The 14,486-nt window shown below is 71.1% G+C and carries 14 protein-coding genes; 2 read left to right on the plus strand and 12 right to left on the minus strand.

Going from position 1 to position 14,486, the window contains the following annotated elements; translation table 11 throughout:
* Window positions 1-64: 64 nt before the first annotated feature.
* From ACWA14_RS13670 to ACWA14_RS13715, 10 genes are all read right to left on the minus strand, one after another.
* Complete coding sequence (locus ACWA14_RS13670; RefSeq protein WP_463794486.1) at window positions 65-784, minus strand: DUF624 domain-containing protein; 720 nt, start codon at window positions 782-784, stop codon at window positions 65-67.
* Between the two features lie 135 nt (window positions 785-919).
* Window positions 920-2,020 (minus strand): glycerate kinase, encoded by a 1,101-nt coding sequence (locus ACWA14_RS13675; RefSeq protein WP_463794488.1) that lies wholly within the window; start codon window positions 2,018-2,020, stop codon window positions 920-922.
* On the minus strand, window positions 2,017-3,057 hold the full coding sequence (locus ACWA14_RS13680) for a LacI family DNA-binding transcriptional regulator (RefSeq protein WP_463794491.1): 1,041 nt from the start codon (window positions 3,055-3,057) through the stop codon (window positions 2,017-2,019). The genes ACWA14_RS13675 and ACWA14_RS13680 overlap by 4 nt, the downstream gene beginning before the upstream one ends.
* A gap of 10 nt (window positions 3,058-3,067) precedes the next feature.
* The gene (locus ACWA14_RS13685; protein WP_463794494.1) at window positions 3,068-3,985 is read right to left on the minus strand and encodes a sugar phosphate isomerase/epimerase family protein; all 918 of its coding nucleotides are present in this window, start codon (window positions 3,983-3,985) and stop codon (window positions 3,068-3,070) included.
* The gene (locus tag ACWA14_RS13690; protein ID WP_463794497.1) at window positions 3,982-5,181 is read right to left on the minus strand and encodes a dihydrodipicolinate synthase family protein; all 1,200 of its coding nucleotides are present in this window, start codon (window positions 5,179-5,181) and stop codon (window positions 3,982-3,984) included. The genes ACWA14_RS13685 and ACWA14_RS13690 overlap by 4 nt, the downstream gene beginning before the upstream one ends.
* Window positions 5,178-6,392, minus strand: a complete 1,215-nt coding sequence (locus tag ACWA14_RS13695; RefSeq protein WP_463794500.1) for a Gfo/Idh/MocA family protein — start codon at window positions 6,390-6,392, stop codon at window positions 5,178-5,180. Before ACWA14_RS13695 ends, ACWA14_RS13690 begins: the two co-directional genes overlap by 4 nt.
* Before the next feature lie 136 nt (window positions 6,393-6,528).
* Window positions 6,529-7,167 (minus strand): hypothetical protein, encoded by a 639-nt coding sequence (locus tag ACWA14_RS13700; protein ID WP_463794502.1) that lies wholly within the window; start codon window positions 7,165-7,167, stop codon window positions 6,529-6,531.
* Window positions 7,164-8,078: a carbohydrate ABC transporter permease gene (locus ACWA14_RS13705; RefSeq protein WP_463794503.1), complete on the minus strand. Its 915-nt coding sequence runs from the start codon at window positions 8,076-8,078 to the stop codon at window positions 7,164-7,166. Before ACWA14_RS13705 ends, ACWA14_RS13700 begins: the two co-directional genes overlap by 4 nt.
* On the minus strand, window positions 8,075-9,073 hold the full coding sequence (locus ACWA14_RS13710; protein WP_463794505.1) for a carbohydrate ABC transporter permease: 999 nt from the start codon (window positions 9,071-9,073) through the stop codon (window positions 8,075-8,077). The genes ACWA14_RS13705 and ACWA14_RS13710 overlap by 4 nt, the downstream gene beginning before the upstream one ends.
* A 47-nt stretch (window positions 9,074-9,120) precedes the next feature.
* Entirely contained in the window at window positions 9,121-10,404 is a 1,284-nt protein-coding gene (locus tag ACWA14_RS13715; RefSeq protein WP_463794507.1) for an ABC transporter substrate-binding protein, read from the minus strand.
* 199 nt (window positions 10,405-10,603) lie between these two features.
* Here ACWA14_RS13715 and ACWA14_RS13720 point away from each other — a divergent pair, with 199 nt between their 5' ends.
* Window positions 10,604-11,488 (plus strand): aminoglycoside phosphotransferase family protein, encoded by an 885-nt coding sequence (locus tag ACWA14_RS13720; protein ID WP_463794510.1) that lies wholly within the window; start codon window positions 10,604-10,606, stop codon window positions 11,486-11,488.
* Window positions 11,489-11,555: 67 nt separating this feature from the next.
* On the opposite strand, the gene ACWA14_RS13725 is transcribed toward ACWA14_RS13720, so the two are convergent.
* Together ACWA14_RS13725 and ACWA14_RS13730 are read right to left on the minus strand one after the other, a co-directional pair.
* Entirely contained in the window at window positions 11,556-12,644 is a 1,089-nt protein-coding gene (locus ACWA14_RS13725; protein ID WP_463794512.1) for a Gfo/Idh/MocA family protein, read from the minus strand.
* Complete coding sequence (locus ACWA14_RS13730) at window positions 12,641-13,585, minus strand: DUF6807 domain-containing protein (protein WP_463794515.1); 945 nt, start codon at window positions 13,583-13,585, stop codon at window positions 12,641-12,643. The genes ACWA14_RS13725 and ACWA14_RS13730 overlap by 4 nt, the downstream gene beginning before the upstream one ends.
* A 138-nt stretch (window positions 13,586-13,723) precedes the next feature.
* Here ACWA14_RS13730 and ACWA14_RS13735 point away from each other — a divergent pair, with 138 nt between their 5' ends.
* Window positions 13,724-14,428 (plus strand): rhamnogalacturonan acetylesterase, encoded by a 705-nt coding sequence (locus tag ACWA14_RS13735; protein ID WP_463794518.1) that lies wholly within the window; start codon window positions 13,724-13,726, stop codon window positions 14,426-14,428.
* Window positions 14,429-14,486: the final 58 nt, after the last annotated feature.

Genomic DNA, 14,486 nt, shown 5'->3' on the forward strand with positions numbered 1-14,486 from the left:
CTCCTTCGTTCGTGCTGTTGCGAGGGTGCGGGGGTGTCGGGGTGCGGGGGTGTCGGATCGGGGGTCAGCGGGCTGTCACGGGGACGGCGCGCGTGCCGGCGGCGGACGGGGTGACGGTCGCGGCACCGGACGCGGTACCGGTGGCGGTCGCGGCCGCGGCCGCGAGCTGGCGGTCGTTCGCCGCGAAGAAGCCGAGGCAGAGCGCGGTGTCGATCGTGAGCCACGCGCCGAGCGAGAGGAACGGGATGACGCCGGGGAGGATCAGGCTGGCGGTGACGACCACGACGACCGCGAGGACGAGCAGCAGCACCGGAGCGAGGTTGCGCAGCATCCAGCGGGATGCCGTCAGCAGGTAGGCCTGCAGCGGGAGGTCGTAGTGGACGTACAGCGGGACGACCACGGCCAGCAGGGCGACCGCGAGCACGAGAGCGATCAGGGTGGCGATGCCGGGGGCCTGACCGAGCGTGCCGGCGCCGGTGAACCCGATCGCGTTGATCGTGAGGATCGTGATGATCACCAGCACGGGGGCGAGCACGGCGTTCGCGCGCAGGAACTCGCGCTTCCAGGCCGCCGCGAACGTGCGGACGGCAGGGAAGGCCTCGCCGCGCAGCCGGCGCCGGGTCAGCTCGGCGGCCGCGACGGTCGCCGGGGCCGCTCCGAGCACGATGCCGCCGGCGAGCGTGAAGAGATACCAGAGCGCGTTGACCGTCATGACCCAGAAGAGCCAGTCGCACGCGGCGTGGATGCGGAGCGCCCAGCTTCCGGACACGGTTCCGTTGCTCATGAGATCTCCGTCGATCAGCAGCTGCGCGCCTCGGGCGGCGCGGCGGGATGGGAATGCGCTTTCCGGTCGATGCTAACCCAGGAAATGAAACGTGTCAATAGCCTCGGAGCCTACCGATCGGCCTGCCTGGAGCCCTCAGCCGGAGAGGCTGCGGGCCAGCTCCGCACCGGCCACGTGCAGCCAGCGAGCGGGGTCGGCGAGCGAGGCCTGACCGCTGCCTGCGAGGTCGGTGAGCGAGAGCGCCGCCGAGAACCGCGACGTGTCGGCGGCCGCGTCGATCCGTCCGGCGACGAGCGCCACCGGCACCCCGCCCACGGCCGCGAGATCGGCGACGAACGACGGCACCTTCCCGGCGGCCGACTGGCCGTCGAACGCCCCCTCCCCTGTGACGACCAGGTCGGCCCGGCGTACCGCCGCGTCGAGCCCGATCAGCGCCGCGACCTGCGCGGCACCGGCCGTGAGCGTGGCGCCCCACAGATGCAGGGCGAACCCGGCACCCCCGGCGGCGCCGGCTCCCGGTGCGTCCGGGTCGCCGGGCACCCGGGCGGCGAGGCGGGCGAGTCCGGCATCCGCCTGCTCCGCCCCGGCGTGGTCGAACCCCTTCTGCGGACCGAACACGATCGCCGCGCCTGCAGGACCCCGCAGGGGGCTCGTGACGTCGGTGAGCACCACGGCGCCGCCGGGCGGAAGCGCGGGCAGCCCGGCGAGGTCGACCGCGTCGAGGTCGGCGAGCCCCCGGGCGCCCGGGGCGATCGGAGCGCCCGCCGCATCGAGGAACCGCGCGCCGAGCGCCGTGAGCAGACCGACGCCGCCGTCGGTGGACGCACTGGAGCCGATGCCCAACGCCAACCGGGTGACGCCGTGGTCGAGAGCGGCACGGATGGCCTGGCCGAAGCCGACGGTGTCGGCATCCCACGGCAGGCGTCGCTCGCCGAGCAGTTCGATCCCGCTCGTCGAGGCGAGCTCGACGACCCCGGTCCCGTCGGACAGCAGCAGCCAGTGCGCCTCGACGGCCTGAGCGTCCGGTCCGCGCACCGTCACGGGCATCATCCGCGCGCCCTCGTCGGCGGCGGCGAACGCCGCGACGGTGCCTTCCCCCCCATCGGCCATCGGCCGCGGCAGCAGCAGAGCCTCGGGCTCGACCGATCGCCAGCCCGCGGCGACGGCCGCGGCGGCATCGGCTGCCGCGATCGAGCCCTTGAGGCTGTCGAGCGCGAGGACGACCGTGCGGGTCATGACAGCGGCGGCGTGCTGGCCCGCAGCATCACCTCGAGGTGGAGCGGGCGGTCATCCGGGGTCCACTCGGGGTCCGTCGCGGCCCGGAAGGCCTCGAACCCGACCTCCTCCAACGGCACGCGCACGGTGGTGAGCGCGGGAGTGACATCGCGGCCGGTCGGGATGTCGTCGAAGCCGCACAGTGCGATGTCGGCGCCGACCTGCCGGCCCGACTCCCGGATCGACGACAGCGCGCCGATCGCCACGACATCGCTGATCGCGAAGACGAGGGTTCCCGGATCGATGCCGTCGGCGAGCGCCTGCGTCATGACCTGGCCGCCGGAGTCGCGTGTGAACGCGCCGCGGTACACGCGGGGCCCGGCTCCGCCGCCGGCGGTGAAGCCCTCGGTGAAGCCCGCGAGACGGGCGTCGCTGGTCACCACGCCCTCGGCGGCGGCCAGCACGATCGCCCGTCGGTAGCCGCGTTCGGCGAGGGCGGCCCCCAGCGCGGAGGCCCCGCCGTGATTGTCGATCGAGACGGAGCGCACGGTGTCGGATCCGACGCCGAGCGCGACGACCCGGCCGCCGGCAGCGGTCACCGCGTCGAGCTCCCGGGCGAGGGCGGGCGCGATCTCGGGCGAGGGTCGCGATGCCGCGAGGATCACGCCGCGCGGCTTCTGCCCTCGGAGGGCGCGCACCAGGCGCACCTCGCGCTCCGGGTCGCGTTCGGTGATCGCGATCGTGACGACCAGGCCGGCCTCGTCGGCACCCCGGGCCACACCGGACGCCAGTTCGCCGAAGTACGGGTCGGCGATGTCGGCGACGAGCAGCGCGATGATCGCGGCCGTGCCCCGGGCGGTCGCCTGCGCCGAGAGGTTCGCGGTGTAGCCGAGCTGTTCCGCAGCCGCCTCGACCCGCTCGCGATACGACCCGGCGACCTTGCGGGCCGAGCCGTTCAGCACACGCGACGCCGTCGCGAGCGAGACGCCGGCGATCCGCGCCACGTCGTGCAGCGTCGCCGAGCCGGAGCGCAGAGGTGTGGATGCGTCGCTGGTCACAGTCGTGATTCTAGGCGGTCAGGTGCGGCGAGATCATCGTGTCGAAGCTGCGCGCGGTCCGGCGGACGACCTCCGCCGGATCCGTGGCCCAGACGTCCTCGTTGAAGATCTCGACCTCGATGTCGCGGTCGTACCCGCTCGCGAGCACGGCACGGGTCAGGGGCCCGAAGTCGATCACACCGTCTCCCGGATAGTGCCGCGACAGCAGCACGTCCGCGGCGAGCGGCGTCTTCCAGTCGCACACCTGATAGGTGGCGATCCGGCGCTCCCGGCCGGCGCGGGCGATCTGCGCGAGCACCTGCGGATCCCACCACACGTGGAACGTGTCGATCGCGGCACCGACGTCGCGCGCCGCGAAGTCGCCCGCGATGTCGAGCGCCTGCCCGAGCGTGGAGACCACGGCGCGATCGGAGGCGTACATCGGATGCAGCGGCTCGATCGCCAGCGTCACCCCCGCGGCCCGGGCGTCGGGCACGAGGGCGCCGATCGCGTCGCGGACCCGCTCCCGCGCCCCGATCAGGTCGCGAGAGCCCTCGGGCAGTCCGCCCGCCACGAGCACGAGCACCGCGGTCGAGCCCTCGGCGCCGGCCGCGGCGAGGGTCGCGGTCTCCTCGATCGCCCGGCGATTGTCGTCGAGGGCCGCGTCGCGCTCCGGGCCTGCGGGAAGCGTGAAGAAGCCACCGCGGCAGTGCGTCGAGAAGCGCAGACCCGAGTCGGACAGCATCCGGGCCGCGACGTCGAGTCCGACCTCCTGCACCGGCTCGCGCCACAGGCCGATCGAGCGCACTCCCGCCTCGGCCGTCACCCGGAGGGCCGTGGCCAGATCGGCGCGCTTGATGGTCGCCTGGTTGATCGACAGACGCGGGTGCACGGCCGGGTGCGCAGCCGGAGCGGCGACCGTGTCGATCCCGCGATGTGGAGATGTCATGCGTCGACTCCGTTCAGGCGGAGCATCCCGTGCCAGCGCTCGCGTGCGAGCTCCGGATGCTCGAGGGCGAGCGAGGCGTTCGCGAGCTCGACGATGCGGCTGAGGTGCACCAGGCTCCGCGCCGAGTGGAGTCCGGCGACCATCTGGAACGCGGGCTGGTGGCCGTTGAGCCACGACAGGAACGCGACGCCGGTCTTGTAGTAGAACGTGGGAGCCGCGAACACCTGACGGCTGAGTTCCTCCGTCGGGCCGAGGATGCGCCGGTACTCCTCGGGGTCACCCGCATCCAGGGCCTGGATCGCCGCCGATGCCACGGGCGTGAGCGCCGCGAACGCGCCCAGCAGCGCATCGGAGTGCCCCCGCGCCAAGGCAGCGCCGGGCGACGCTCCCGGAGACGAGGTCATGTCGCCCCCGATGAGGCCGACGTAGTTGAAGTCGTCGCCGGTGAACATGCGCACCCCGGCGGGCAGGCGCTCGCGCACCGAGATCTCGGACTCGGCGTTCAGCAGGCTCATCTTGACGCCCGCGACCTTGTCGGGGTTCTCGGCGATGATCTCGAGCAGCACGTCGGCGGCCTCGCGCCACTCGGTCGAGCCGAAGTAGCCGGCGAGCGCGGGGTCGAACGCGGTACCGAGCCAGTGCAGCACGACCGGGGTGGTCGCCGACTGCAGCACGGCGCGGTAGACCCGGCGGTAGTCGTCGGCCGACGCGGCGACCCGGGCGAGGTGGCGAGACGCCATGAGCACCGGGCCGGCACCCTGCTCCTCGGTGAAGTGCAGCTGCTCCGTGTAGGCCGCGATGACCTGGTCGATCGAGATGTGCTCCGCGTCGACGTGGTCGGTGTTGACGCCGACCACCACCGAGCCGCCCTCCTCGCGGGCGACCTGGGCCGACCGGACGATCAGCTCGCGCGTCGCGTCGGCGTCGAGCCCCATGTTGCGCTGGGCCGTGTCCATCGCATCCGCCACCCCCAGACCCCACGAGTACACCGCGCGGCGGAAGTCGAGCGTGGCGTCCCAGTCGATCTCGGCCGGGCGACCGGGGGTGTTGTCGCCCCAGGCCACGGGGACGACGTGCGCGGCCGCGTAGGCGACGCGGCTGCGCAGCCCGCCGACCGGCTTGGCGTAACCCGGAGCCTCGTTGAGCGCGACCCGCGGGGTCGCCCCGTCGGCGGCGAGCAGGGTGAGCGTCGTCATCGTGCGCCGTCCAGCGACAGCGGCGGCAGGGCGACCTTGCGCCCCTCGCGGCTGGACTGCAATCCCGCCTCGGCGAGCTGCACGCCGCGGGCGCCGGCGAGGAGGTCGAACGCGTAGTCGGTGCCCTCGACGTAGGAGGTGAGGAACTCCTCCCACTGCTGGCGGAAGCCGTTCAGGAACACGTCGTTCGTGGGGATCGCGGCCCAGTCGGCGGCGTAGTCGTGGTCGTCGGCGAGGTCGGGGTTCCACACCGGCTTGGGCGTGGCGTTGCGGTGCTGGATCTTCGCACCGAACAGACCGCCCACGGCCGAACCGAGCGTGCCGTCGACGTGGAACTCGACGAGTTCGTCGCGGTTGACGCGGACGGTCCACGACGAGTTGATCTGCGCGACGACGTCGCCCTCGAGCTCGAAGATGCCGTAGGCGGAGTCCTCGGCCGTCGCGGTGTACTTGTCGCCGTTCTCGTCCCAGCGGTCGGCGACGTGCACGGCAGCCTGGGCGTAGACCGACCGCACCTCGCCGAAGAGGTTCTCCAGCACGTAGTTCCAGTGCGGGAACATGTCGACGATGATGCCGCCGCCGTCTTCCGCCCGGTAGTTCCAGCTCGGGCGCTGCGCGGGCTGCCAATCGCCCTCGAAGACCCAGTAGCCGAACTCGCCACGTACCGACAGGATGCGGCCGAAGAAGCCCGAGTCGATCAGGCGCTTGAGCTTCTGGAGGCCCGGCAGGTAGAGCTTGTCGTGCACCACGCCGGTCTTGACCCCCGCCTCGGCGGCGAGCCTCGCCAGCTCCAGCGCCTCCTCCACCGACTCGGCGGTGGGCTTCTCGGTGTAGATGGTCTTGCCGGCCGCGATCGCCTTGCGCAGCGCCGTGGCGCGCGCCTTCGTGACGAGGAAGTCGGCGTAGATCTCCCAGCGGGGGTCGGCCAGAGCCGCGTCGAGGTCGGTCGTGTAGTCCTCGATGCCGTGGCGGGCGGCGAGGTCGGCGAGCTTCGCCTCGCTGCGGCCGACGAGCAGCGGCTTGACCGTGACCTTCGTGCCGTCGGCGAGCTCGATGCCGCCCTGATCGCGGATCGCGAGGATCGAGCGCACGAGGTGCTGGCGGTATCCCATGCGGCCCGAGACGCCGTTCATGATGATGCCGATCTCCCGCACCTGCGGGGCGAGGACGGGGGCCGTGGCACCGGCCGGGGCGAGGGTCGTGTCAGTCACTGTCGTTCCTTCTGTCTGTGCGAGCCCCACCGAGGGGCAAGCGCTTTCCGATTTATTCGAGTTCTCGTGTTCCTGTGGTCCGTGCGATGTCGACCGGTGGATGTCGACGCCCGCGCGCATCCGTGCGGGCTCCGGGTCAGTGCGGTTCTGCGGAGCACCTCGCGAGACGCCGCTCCAAGATCGCGACGAGCGCGAACGCGACCAGACCCAGCGTGGGGATGCCGAGCGGCAGGAACTGCCAGGTGATGACACCCGCGAGCCCCAGCGCGACCACCACGAACACCGCGCCGGAGGGATCGACGGCGAGGATGCGGGGCGCACGCCGCAGCAGTTCTCGCCAGCGCTCGCCCGCAGACCAGGTGCTCGCCGCGGTCACCGTGATCGTGAGGGCCGCGGCACCGAGGAGCACGGCCACGATCGCCACGGGCGCTCCGCCGGGGATGGCGCCGCCCAAGGCGAGCGCGACGTCGGCGACCACGAGCGCACCGAGCAGCATCGATGCCGCCCCCACGACCACTCCGCCGGGCAGGGCCTTCCCGACATCACGGAAGAACGCTGCCGCCGGCGTCGCCTCGGCCCGCAGATACCGGCGCAGGTGCGCCGCGCCCGCGGCGACCGCAGCCGGCCAGGTGACGATCGGCACGCAGGCGATCGCCATCAGCACCCCGGTCCAGAGCACCTCCCCGAGCAGGGCGAACTTCGCGCGCGCACCGGGCCAGCGCAGAACACTGCCGTCGGGCTCGACGGGGCGGGGACGCCGCGTCACCCGGCTCATCCCTTCAATCCCTGCGTGGACACGCCCTCGACGAGGAAGCGCTGGAAGACGATGAAGAACAGCAGGATCGGCAGCAGCGCGAGGACCGAGACCGCCACCGTCGCCCCGTAGTCCGAGGTGCTCGTCTGATCGTTGAAGACGCGCAGCGCCAGCGGGAGCGGGTAGTTCTCGGTGGAGTTGAGATACAGCAGGGGTCCGAGGAAGTCGTTCCAGCTCCAGATGAACGCGAAGATGGATGCCGTGACCAGGGCCGGCTTGATGAGCGGCAGGATGATCGACCAGTAGATGCGCCCGTGCCCGCAGCCGTCGATGCGCGCCGCCTCGTCCATGTCGCGGGGCAGCGCCCGGATGAACTGCACGATGAGGAACACGAAGAACGCCTCGGTCGCCAGGAACTTGCCGATCAGGAGCGGGGCGAACGTGTCGACGAGGTCGAGCGAGCGGAACAGCATGTACTGCGGGATGATCAGCACGTGGAACGGCAGCAGCAGCGTGCCGATCATGATCGCGAACCACACGCCGCCTCCCGCGAAGCGCACCCGCGCGAAGGCATAGGCGGCGAGCGAGGCGGAGAACACGGTTCCGATCACCGAGCCGACGGCGAGGAGGAAGGAGTTGAGGAAGAACTGCCACAGCGGCACTCCTCCGATGCCCTTCCACACCGTGAAGTAGTTGTCGATCGTCGGGTTCTCCGGGAAGAAGGACTGGTTGGCGCCGAACTCGGCGGTCGGCTTGAACGACGCCGAGAACATCCAGGCGAGGGGATAGAGGATGATGGCCGTCAGCACCACCATGGTGATGATCCAGGCGATCGTCTTCCCGGTCCCGCGCCGACGGAGGCCGCGCCGCGCAGGAGCCTTGGCCCCCGGCGGCAGCACGAGGGTGATGGTGTCCTGATCCGTCGCGCTCATCGGTTGTCTCCCGCGTAGTGCACCCACGACTTCGAGGTGCGGAACATCACGAAGGCGATCACGGCGACCGCCAGCAGCAGCGCCCAGGCCATCGCCGAGGCGTACCCCATCTGCGAGTTGGTGAAGGCGCGCGTGTAGAGGTACACGGTGTAGAAGTTGGTCGCTCCCGCCGGTCCGCCGGTGCCGGAGCCGATGATGTAGGCCGAGGCGAAGATCTGGAAGGCGTGGATCATCTCCAGCAGCAGGTTGAAGAAGATGACCGGCGACAGCATCGGCAGCGTCACGCTGAGGAACTTGCGGAACGGCCCCGCGCCGTCGACCGAGGCCGCTTCGTAGAGCTCCTGCGGCACCTGCTTGAGACCGGCGAGGAAGATGACCATCGGTGCACCGAACTGCCAGACCGCGAGCAGGATCATCATGGGGAGGATGAGGGCAGGCACCCCGACCCATCCGCCGATGTCGATCCCGAACAGGCTCAGCCCGCTGTCGACCGGGCCGTCGGTGGAGAACATCGCACGCCAGACGATCGCGATGCTCACGCTCGCCCCGATCAGCGACGGCGCGTAGAACGCCGAGCGGAAGAACCCGGTACCGCGGCTGCGGTAGTTGAGCAGCATGGCCACGCCGAGGGCGGCCGCCAGCTTGATCGGCGTGCCCACGAGCACGTAGAGCAGGGTGATGCGCACCGAGCCCCACCAGACCTCGTCCTGCATCATCCGCTCGAAGTTGCCCAGGCCGATCCACTGCGGCGGGGAGAAGATGTTGTAGTTCGTGAACGCGAGGTACAGCGAGTACAGCATCGGCCCGGCGGTGAGCACGAAGAAGCCGATCAGCCAGGGCGAGAGGAAGAGATAGCCCGCCGCGTTCTCGCGTCGGCGCAGGGAGACCCCGCGCCGACGGGGTCCGGCTCCCCCGGCCCGGCGGTCTCCCGCCGGGCCGGGGACGGCGTCGGCCGCCCGTGAGTGCGCTCGCAGAGCGCCCGATTCCGTTGCCATCATCTCTCCTGGTCCTGTCCTGTCGCTCGGCGGTCGCTCCGGCCGGCTCAGCCGGCGAGGACGACGTTCGCCTCGGAGAAGAACTGCGAGACGGCCTCATCCACCGTGATCGCTCCCAGGCCGAGCGCCTTGCCCAGGTCCCAGAACTTCTGCTCGAGCGCGCCGTACCCGACCACGGGGATGGGCGGGGCGTCGCCGATGCGGTCGGAGACCGACTCGAGGTAGTCCGCGACCTGCTTGTCCTGTCCTTCCAGCACCGCGCCGTCGAGCTTCGAGGTCGAGGCCGGGAAGCCGAGGGTGGTTCCGAAGATCTCTCCGGCCTCGGGGCTGTTGACGACGTAGTCGAGGAAGATCGCGGCGGCCTCGGGGTGCTCGGTGTCGGCCGAGATCGCGACCTGCAGACCCGCCTGGCGGTAGAGGTCCTTGGAGCCTTCCTTCGCGGTCGGCGGTGCGATCAGCTGGATCGACGACGCACCGGAGTCGGCGAGGTAGCCGCCGAGGAAGTTGCTCCAGCTCGTCTCGGTCGCCGTGACGCCGGCGCCGAAGCCAGACTTCGGGGTGAGTTCCTCGAGTCGGCTCTGCGGGATCGCGACGCCGTCGCGCATCTCGGCCCCGGACTCCCAGAAGTCGGCCAGCTCCTCTTCCGTGAAGCCCAGCTTGCCGTCATCCGTGTAGAGGTTCTTGCCGTCGGCGCGCAGCACCAGCTCGAAGGTCTGGATCCGCTGCGTCACGTCGGTGCCGCCGTAGACCGCGCCGCCGGTCTGCGCGGTGACGTCGGCCATCCAGTCGGAGAAGTCGTCGAAGCTCGTGCCGCCCTCGGGCGGGGTGAGCCCGTTCGCGGCGATCAGATCGTCGTTCACGAAGTTGGCCCAGGCGCTGTACCCGGTGGGCAGCGAGTACTGCGTGCCGTCGAGCTGTCCGGTGCCCAGCAGGGAGTCATCGAACGTGGTGAAGTCGATGTGGTCCTTCACGGTGTCGAGGTCGAGCACGTAGCCGGGCTGGCCGTACTGACGCAGGTAGCTGTCGGAGAACTGCCACACGTCGGGCAGGCCCCCGCCGGCAGCCTCGGTCTGACGCTTCTCCCAGTAGCTCGGGAAATCGGTGAACTGCCCGTTGATCGTGATGTTCGGGTATTCCTCGTTGAACGCGGCGATCAGCTGGTTGTAGCGATCCGCGCGATCGTCGTTGCCCCACCAGGTGAAGTTCAACGTGACCTTCTCATCCGGGTCGTACGTCGATTCCGCCGCGGAGCCGCTCGCGCAGCCGGCGAGCATCAGGGCAGCTCCGGTCGCGAGGGCGACCGCAGTGATGACCCGCTTCTTCTTGAACATCGTTGTCCTCTCTGTCCGCGTTCCGAGCCGCCGTGGACCGTCATCGTCCGCAGTGCGACATCACGCGGTGGTGGTGTCGGGAAAGCGCTTCCCGCTCACGGTACTACGCCCGTGGCGTCAGGGCAAGAACTTTTGGGGAAACGCTTTCCGCACCGTTGTGGAGGGCCCCGACAGGCGCTCGTCTCACTAAGCTGGCGCGATGGCTGCCGCTTCCGAAGAGATCACTTCTTCGTTGGTCCGCTCCCTTGTGTCGGAGCAGTTCCCTCAGTGGTCGGAGTTGCCGATCCGCCCGGTGGAAGTTCAGGGGTGGGACAACCGCACCTTCCGGCTCGGCGACAGGATGAGCGTCCGCCTCCCGAGCGCTGACGGCTACGTCGCCGGCCTCGTCCGGGAGGAGCACACCCTCGCGATCCTCGACTCCGGCTTTCGCGTCGCGATCCCCCGCGTCGTCGCGACCGGGGCTCCCTCGCCGGCATTCGACCGACCGTGGTCCGTTCGCGAGTGGATCGAGGGGCACACGTTGACCGCGGTGGAACCGCGCGATCGGGAGAGCGCCATCGGCAGCGTGGGCGACGCCCTGCGGGAGTTGCAGGCCTGCGACACAGTCGGAGGCCCCTGGGCGGGAAGCGCATCCGCTTACCGCGGCTGTCACGTCAGCGCGGTCGGCGAGGAGGTTCAGGGCCGGCTCCCTCTCCTGTCCGGGCGCCGTGCCGAGGGATGTCGGGCACTCTGGGATGCGGCCGTGGCCACGGTGTGGACCGGGCCGCCGGTGTGGGTCCATGGCGATGTCGCGCCGGGCAACATGGTGTTCGAGAGCGGCGGCCGATTGGCAGCGCTCATCGACTTCGGGCAGACGTGCGTGGGTGATCCCGCCTGCGACCTGGCCTTCGCATGGTTGAGTTGCCGTTCTCGCGAACGTGAGCTGCTGCACGACCGGCTGGAGCTACCGCAGGACGCCTGGCTACGAGGAGCGGCCTGGGCGCTCTGGAAGACCCTCATCAGCTCCCCCGAGGAGATGCTCACCACGTACGGGCGCTCCCGCGATGCCGTGCTGAGCGACCTGGCCGACCTGATGACGGGATGAGACCGACGCTCCTCTCCCGGGCCTGCCGTTCCCATCGTTCACGGAACCCGTCGCGCCGGAAGCGCGATCATCGATCACGCAGATCGGTGACCGGACTGGTGAAACCGCGGCGATGCGTCGGATGCGCGGAGAGGTCGGCCGGCGTGACCACGGCACCGTCCGCGGCGGCCGAGGCGTAGATCGCCGCGACCATCTCGATCGCACGAGCCGGCTCGTCGGCGGTCGACGGCAGCGGCTGCCCCGAGAGCAGCGCGTCGAACACGTCGCGCAGCAGCGGACCGTGGTCGCTGCGCTCTTCCCGCTCGGGGAGCTCCCACTCGACGGCCTTCTCCTCGTACCCCGGCGCCGGGGTGATCTTCCAGTTCTCGTGGCCGTGCCCGTAGAGATGGTCGACCGTGACGGTGGCCCGTTGCGTGTCGAGGCGGATCGAGCTGGTCTGCCGCGGCGACACGGTGCTCGAGACGACCTGGGCGACCGCACCGCCGGCGAAGGTGATGGTGGCCGTCGAGGCATCCTCGGTCTCGGTCTCACGGTCCAGGCGCCACAGTCGCCCCTGCACGCTCTCCCAGTCCCCCAGGAGATAGCCGAGCAGGTCGAGCTGGTGGATGCCGTGCCCCAGCGTCGTCCCGCCTCCCTCCGTCTCCCATCTCCCCCGCCACGGAACGGCGAAGTACTCCTCGTCGCGGAACCACAGCGTGTGGCACAGCGCGAGGAGCGGGCGGCCCAGCGCTCCTCGGCGCAGGAGGCCGCACACGTGGGCGGCAGCCGTCCCCGTGCGCTGCTGGAAGACCACGGCGAGCTGTCTCCCCGCGGCGCGGGCGGCGGCGCGCATCTCCTCGAGCTCGTCCAGCGACGGCGCGGGCGGCTTCTCGACCACGACGTGGGCGCCGGCCGCGAACGCCGCGAGCGTCTGTTCGCGGTGCACGCCGGGCGGCGTGCAGATCAGCACGACATCGGGTCGCTCCGCGTCGAGCATCTCGGCGAGGGTGTCGTGGACGGCCGGAGCACCCCACCGCGCCGCGAATCCCTCCGCCGCGTCGCGCGCGAGGTCGGTGACCGCGACGAGGCGCGCGTGCGGGTGCGCCTGCACGGCGCTCGCATGGAGGTTCGCGACGGCGCCGGTACCGACGAGAGCACAGCGAAGAGGGGCGGTCATGCGTCGATCTTCCGTGCGGGGGCGTCGAGTTCGCAGCGCAGCGACTCCCCGAGCGGGTCGGCGAACGCCGCGACCCCGGCGCCGCCCATGACGACGGCCGCCGAGAGCACCAGCTCGTCATCGGGAGCCAGCATCCGCTCCTCGGAGAAGAACGGTGCCGGCCCCAGCCCCGCGTACTCCTCGCTGCGTGCGAACCAGGGAGTCGCGCTGCCGTCACCGCCGTCACCACCGCTGCCGCCGCCGCTGTGGCCGCCGTCGAGCAGGAGGACCCCGGCGGAACGATCCGGGGCGATGAAGGCCTGCCAGGGCCCCGACCGTCCGAGAGCGGCATCGCCGACCGTCCCGTCCGGCGTCACGATGCCCCCGCCGCGGAACGACGTCGGGCCCCGCCAGAAGATGCCGCCGTACCCGGCGCCGGCCCGGCCGTTCGTCGCGGGCGATCCGAGCGCGAGAGCAGCGCCGGACGCGTTCCTCAGGACGCTGCGCCATGTCAGCGCCCAGGTCTGCTCATCGACCGGCCGAGCGGTCAACCGGCGCTGCTCCCGGAGCACGACCGCCCCGCTCGCGGCCACCCACTCCACGACCTCCTCGACGGCGGCGACATCGGGAGCGGCGGCCTTCCCCTCGCCCGTCGACAGGAAGTCGCGGTGCTGCTGCGAGCCGTTGTCGGACAGGGGCAGGTACCCCTTCCCGGAGACGTAGGTGGGACCGCCCCAGAAGTTGTGCACCCCCACGACGGGGAGCGCGAGGGAGAGACCCGAGTGCCAGACGTGATCGGCAGGGCGATGGGCCGTCACCTCGGCCCCCGACCTCGTGCGCAGCAGCAGATACGGGCGCGGGGACTCTTCGGCCGCGCGGGGCGCGTCGTAGACGTACTCGGCCACCACCGTCTCGCCGTCTCGCAGGACGAGACGGCCGGGCTGATCAGCGTCGAAAAGCATGAGACCTCCGTGGGCGGCATCCGGCATCGCCGGGGACCTCCAGCCTAGGACCAGATGCGGGAAAGCGCTATCCGTGACAGACTGCGATGACCGCCCTTCGCACCGCCGACGGTGCACGACCTCCGCGAGGACGCTTCGATGACCACGCACCAGACGACGCACCCGACGACGACCTACCACTTGGCCGGCGACTCCACGGTCGCTCCGATGAAGCCGCTCGAGAGCCCGATGTCGGGCTGGGGACACTTCCTCGACCGACACCTCGGATCCCCCGTGCGCAATCACGCGTTCGGCGGAGCGACCACCGCATCCTTCCGCGCCTCCGGCTCGTGGGCGCAGGTGCTGGACGACGTGACGCCCGGCGACACGGTGGTGATCCAGTTCGGGCACAACGACCAGAAGCTCCCCGAGCTCGACGCCCGCGGAGGCTACACCGACCGGCTGCGCACCATGGTCGCCGAGGTGCGCGATCGCGGTGCGACCGCCGTGCTGTGCACCTCGTGCGAGCGCCGATGGTTCGATGCGTCCGGACACGTGACGCCGACCCACGGCGACTACCCGAACGCGGTGCGCGACCTGGCGCGAGAGCTGGATGCGCCGCTGATCGACCTCACGGTCTTCACGACGTGGCTCTACGAGGATCTGGGCGACGCGGCATCCGTCGCCCTGCTGTCGCACTTCGCGCCGGGCGAGACCGCCGCGTGGCCCGCCGGACTGGTCGACGACACGCACTTCCGCGCCGAGGGCGCCGACCGGATCGCCGCGTTCGTCGCACGCTCGCTGCGCGCCATCGCACGCCGAGACGGCGACCAGCCCGCGAAGGGCTCGCAACTCGTCCACTGACGCGGCCGCCCGGTCGTGCGCTCCCCGGCACGACACTCCCCCGCGTCTGCTCCTCCCC

The organism is Microbacterium sp. TW_SC_2 (assembly GCF_055361165.1).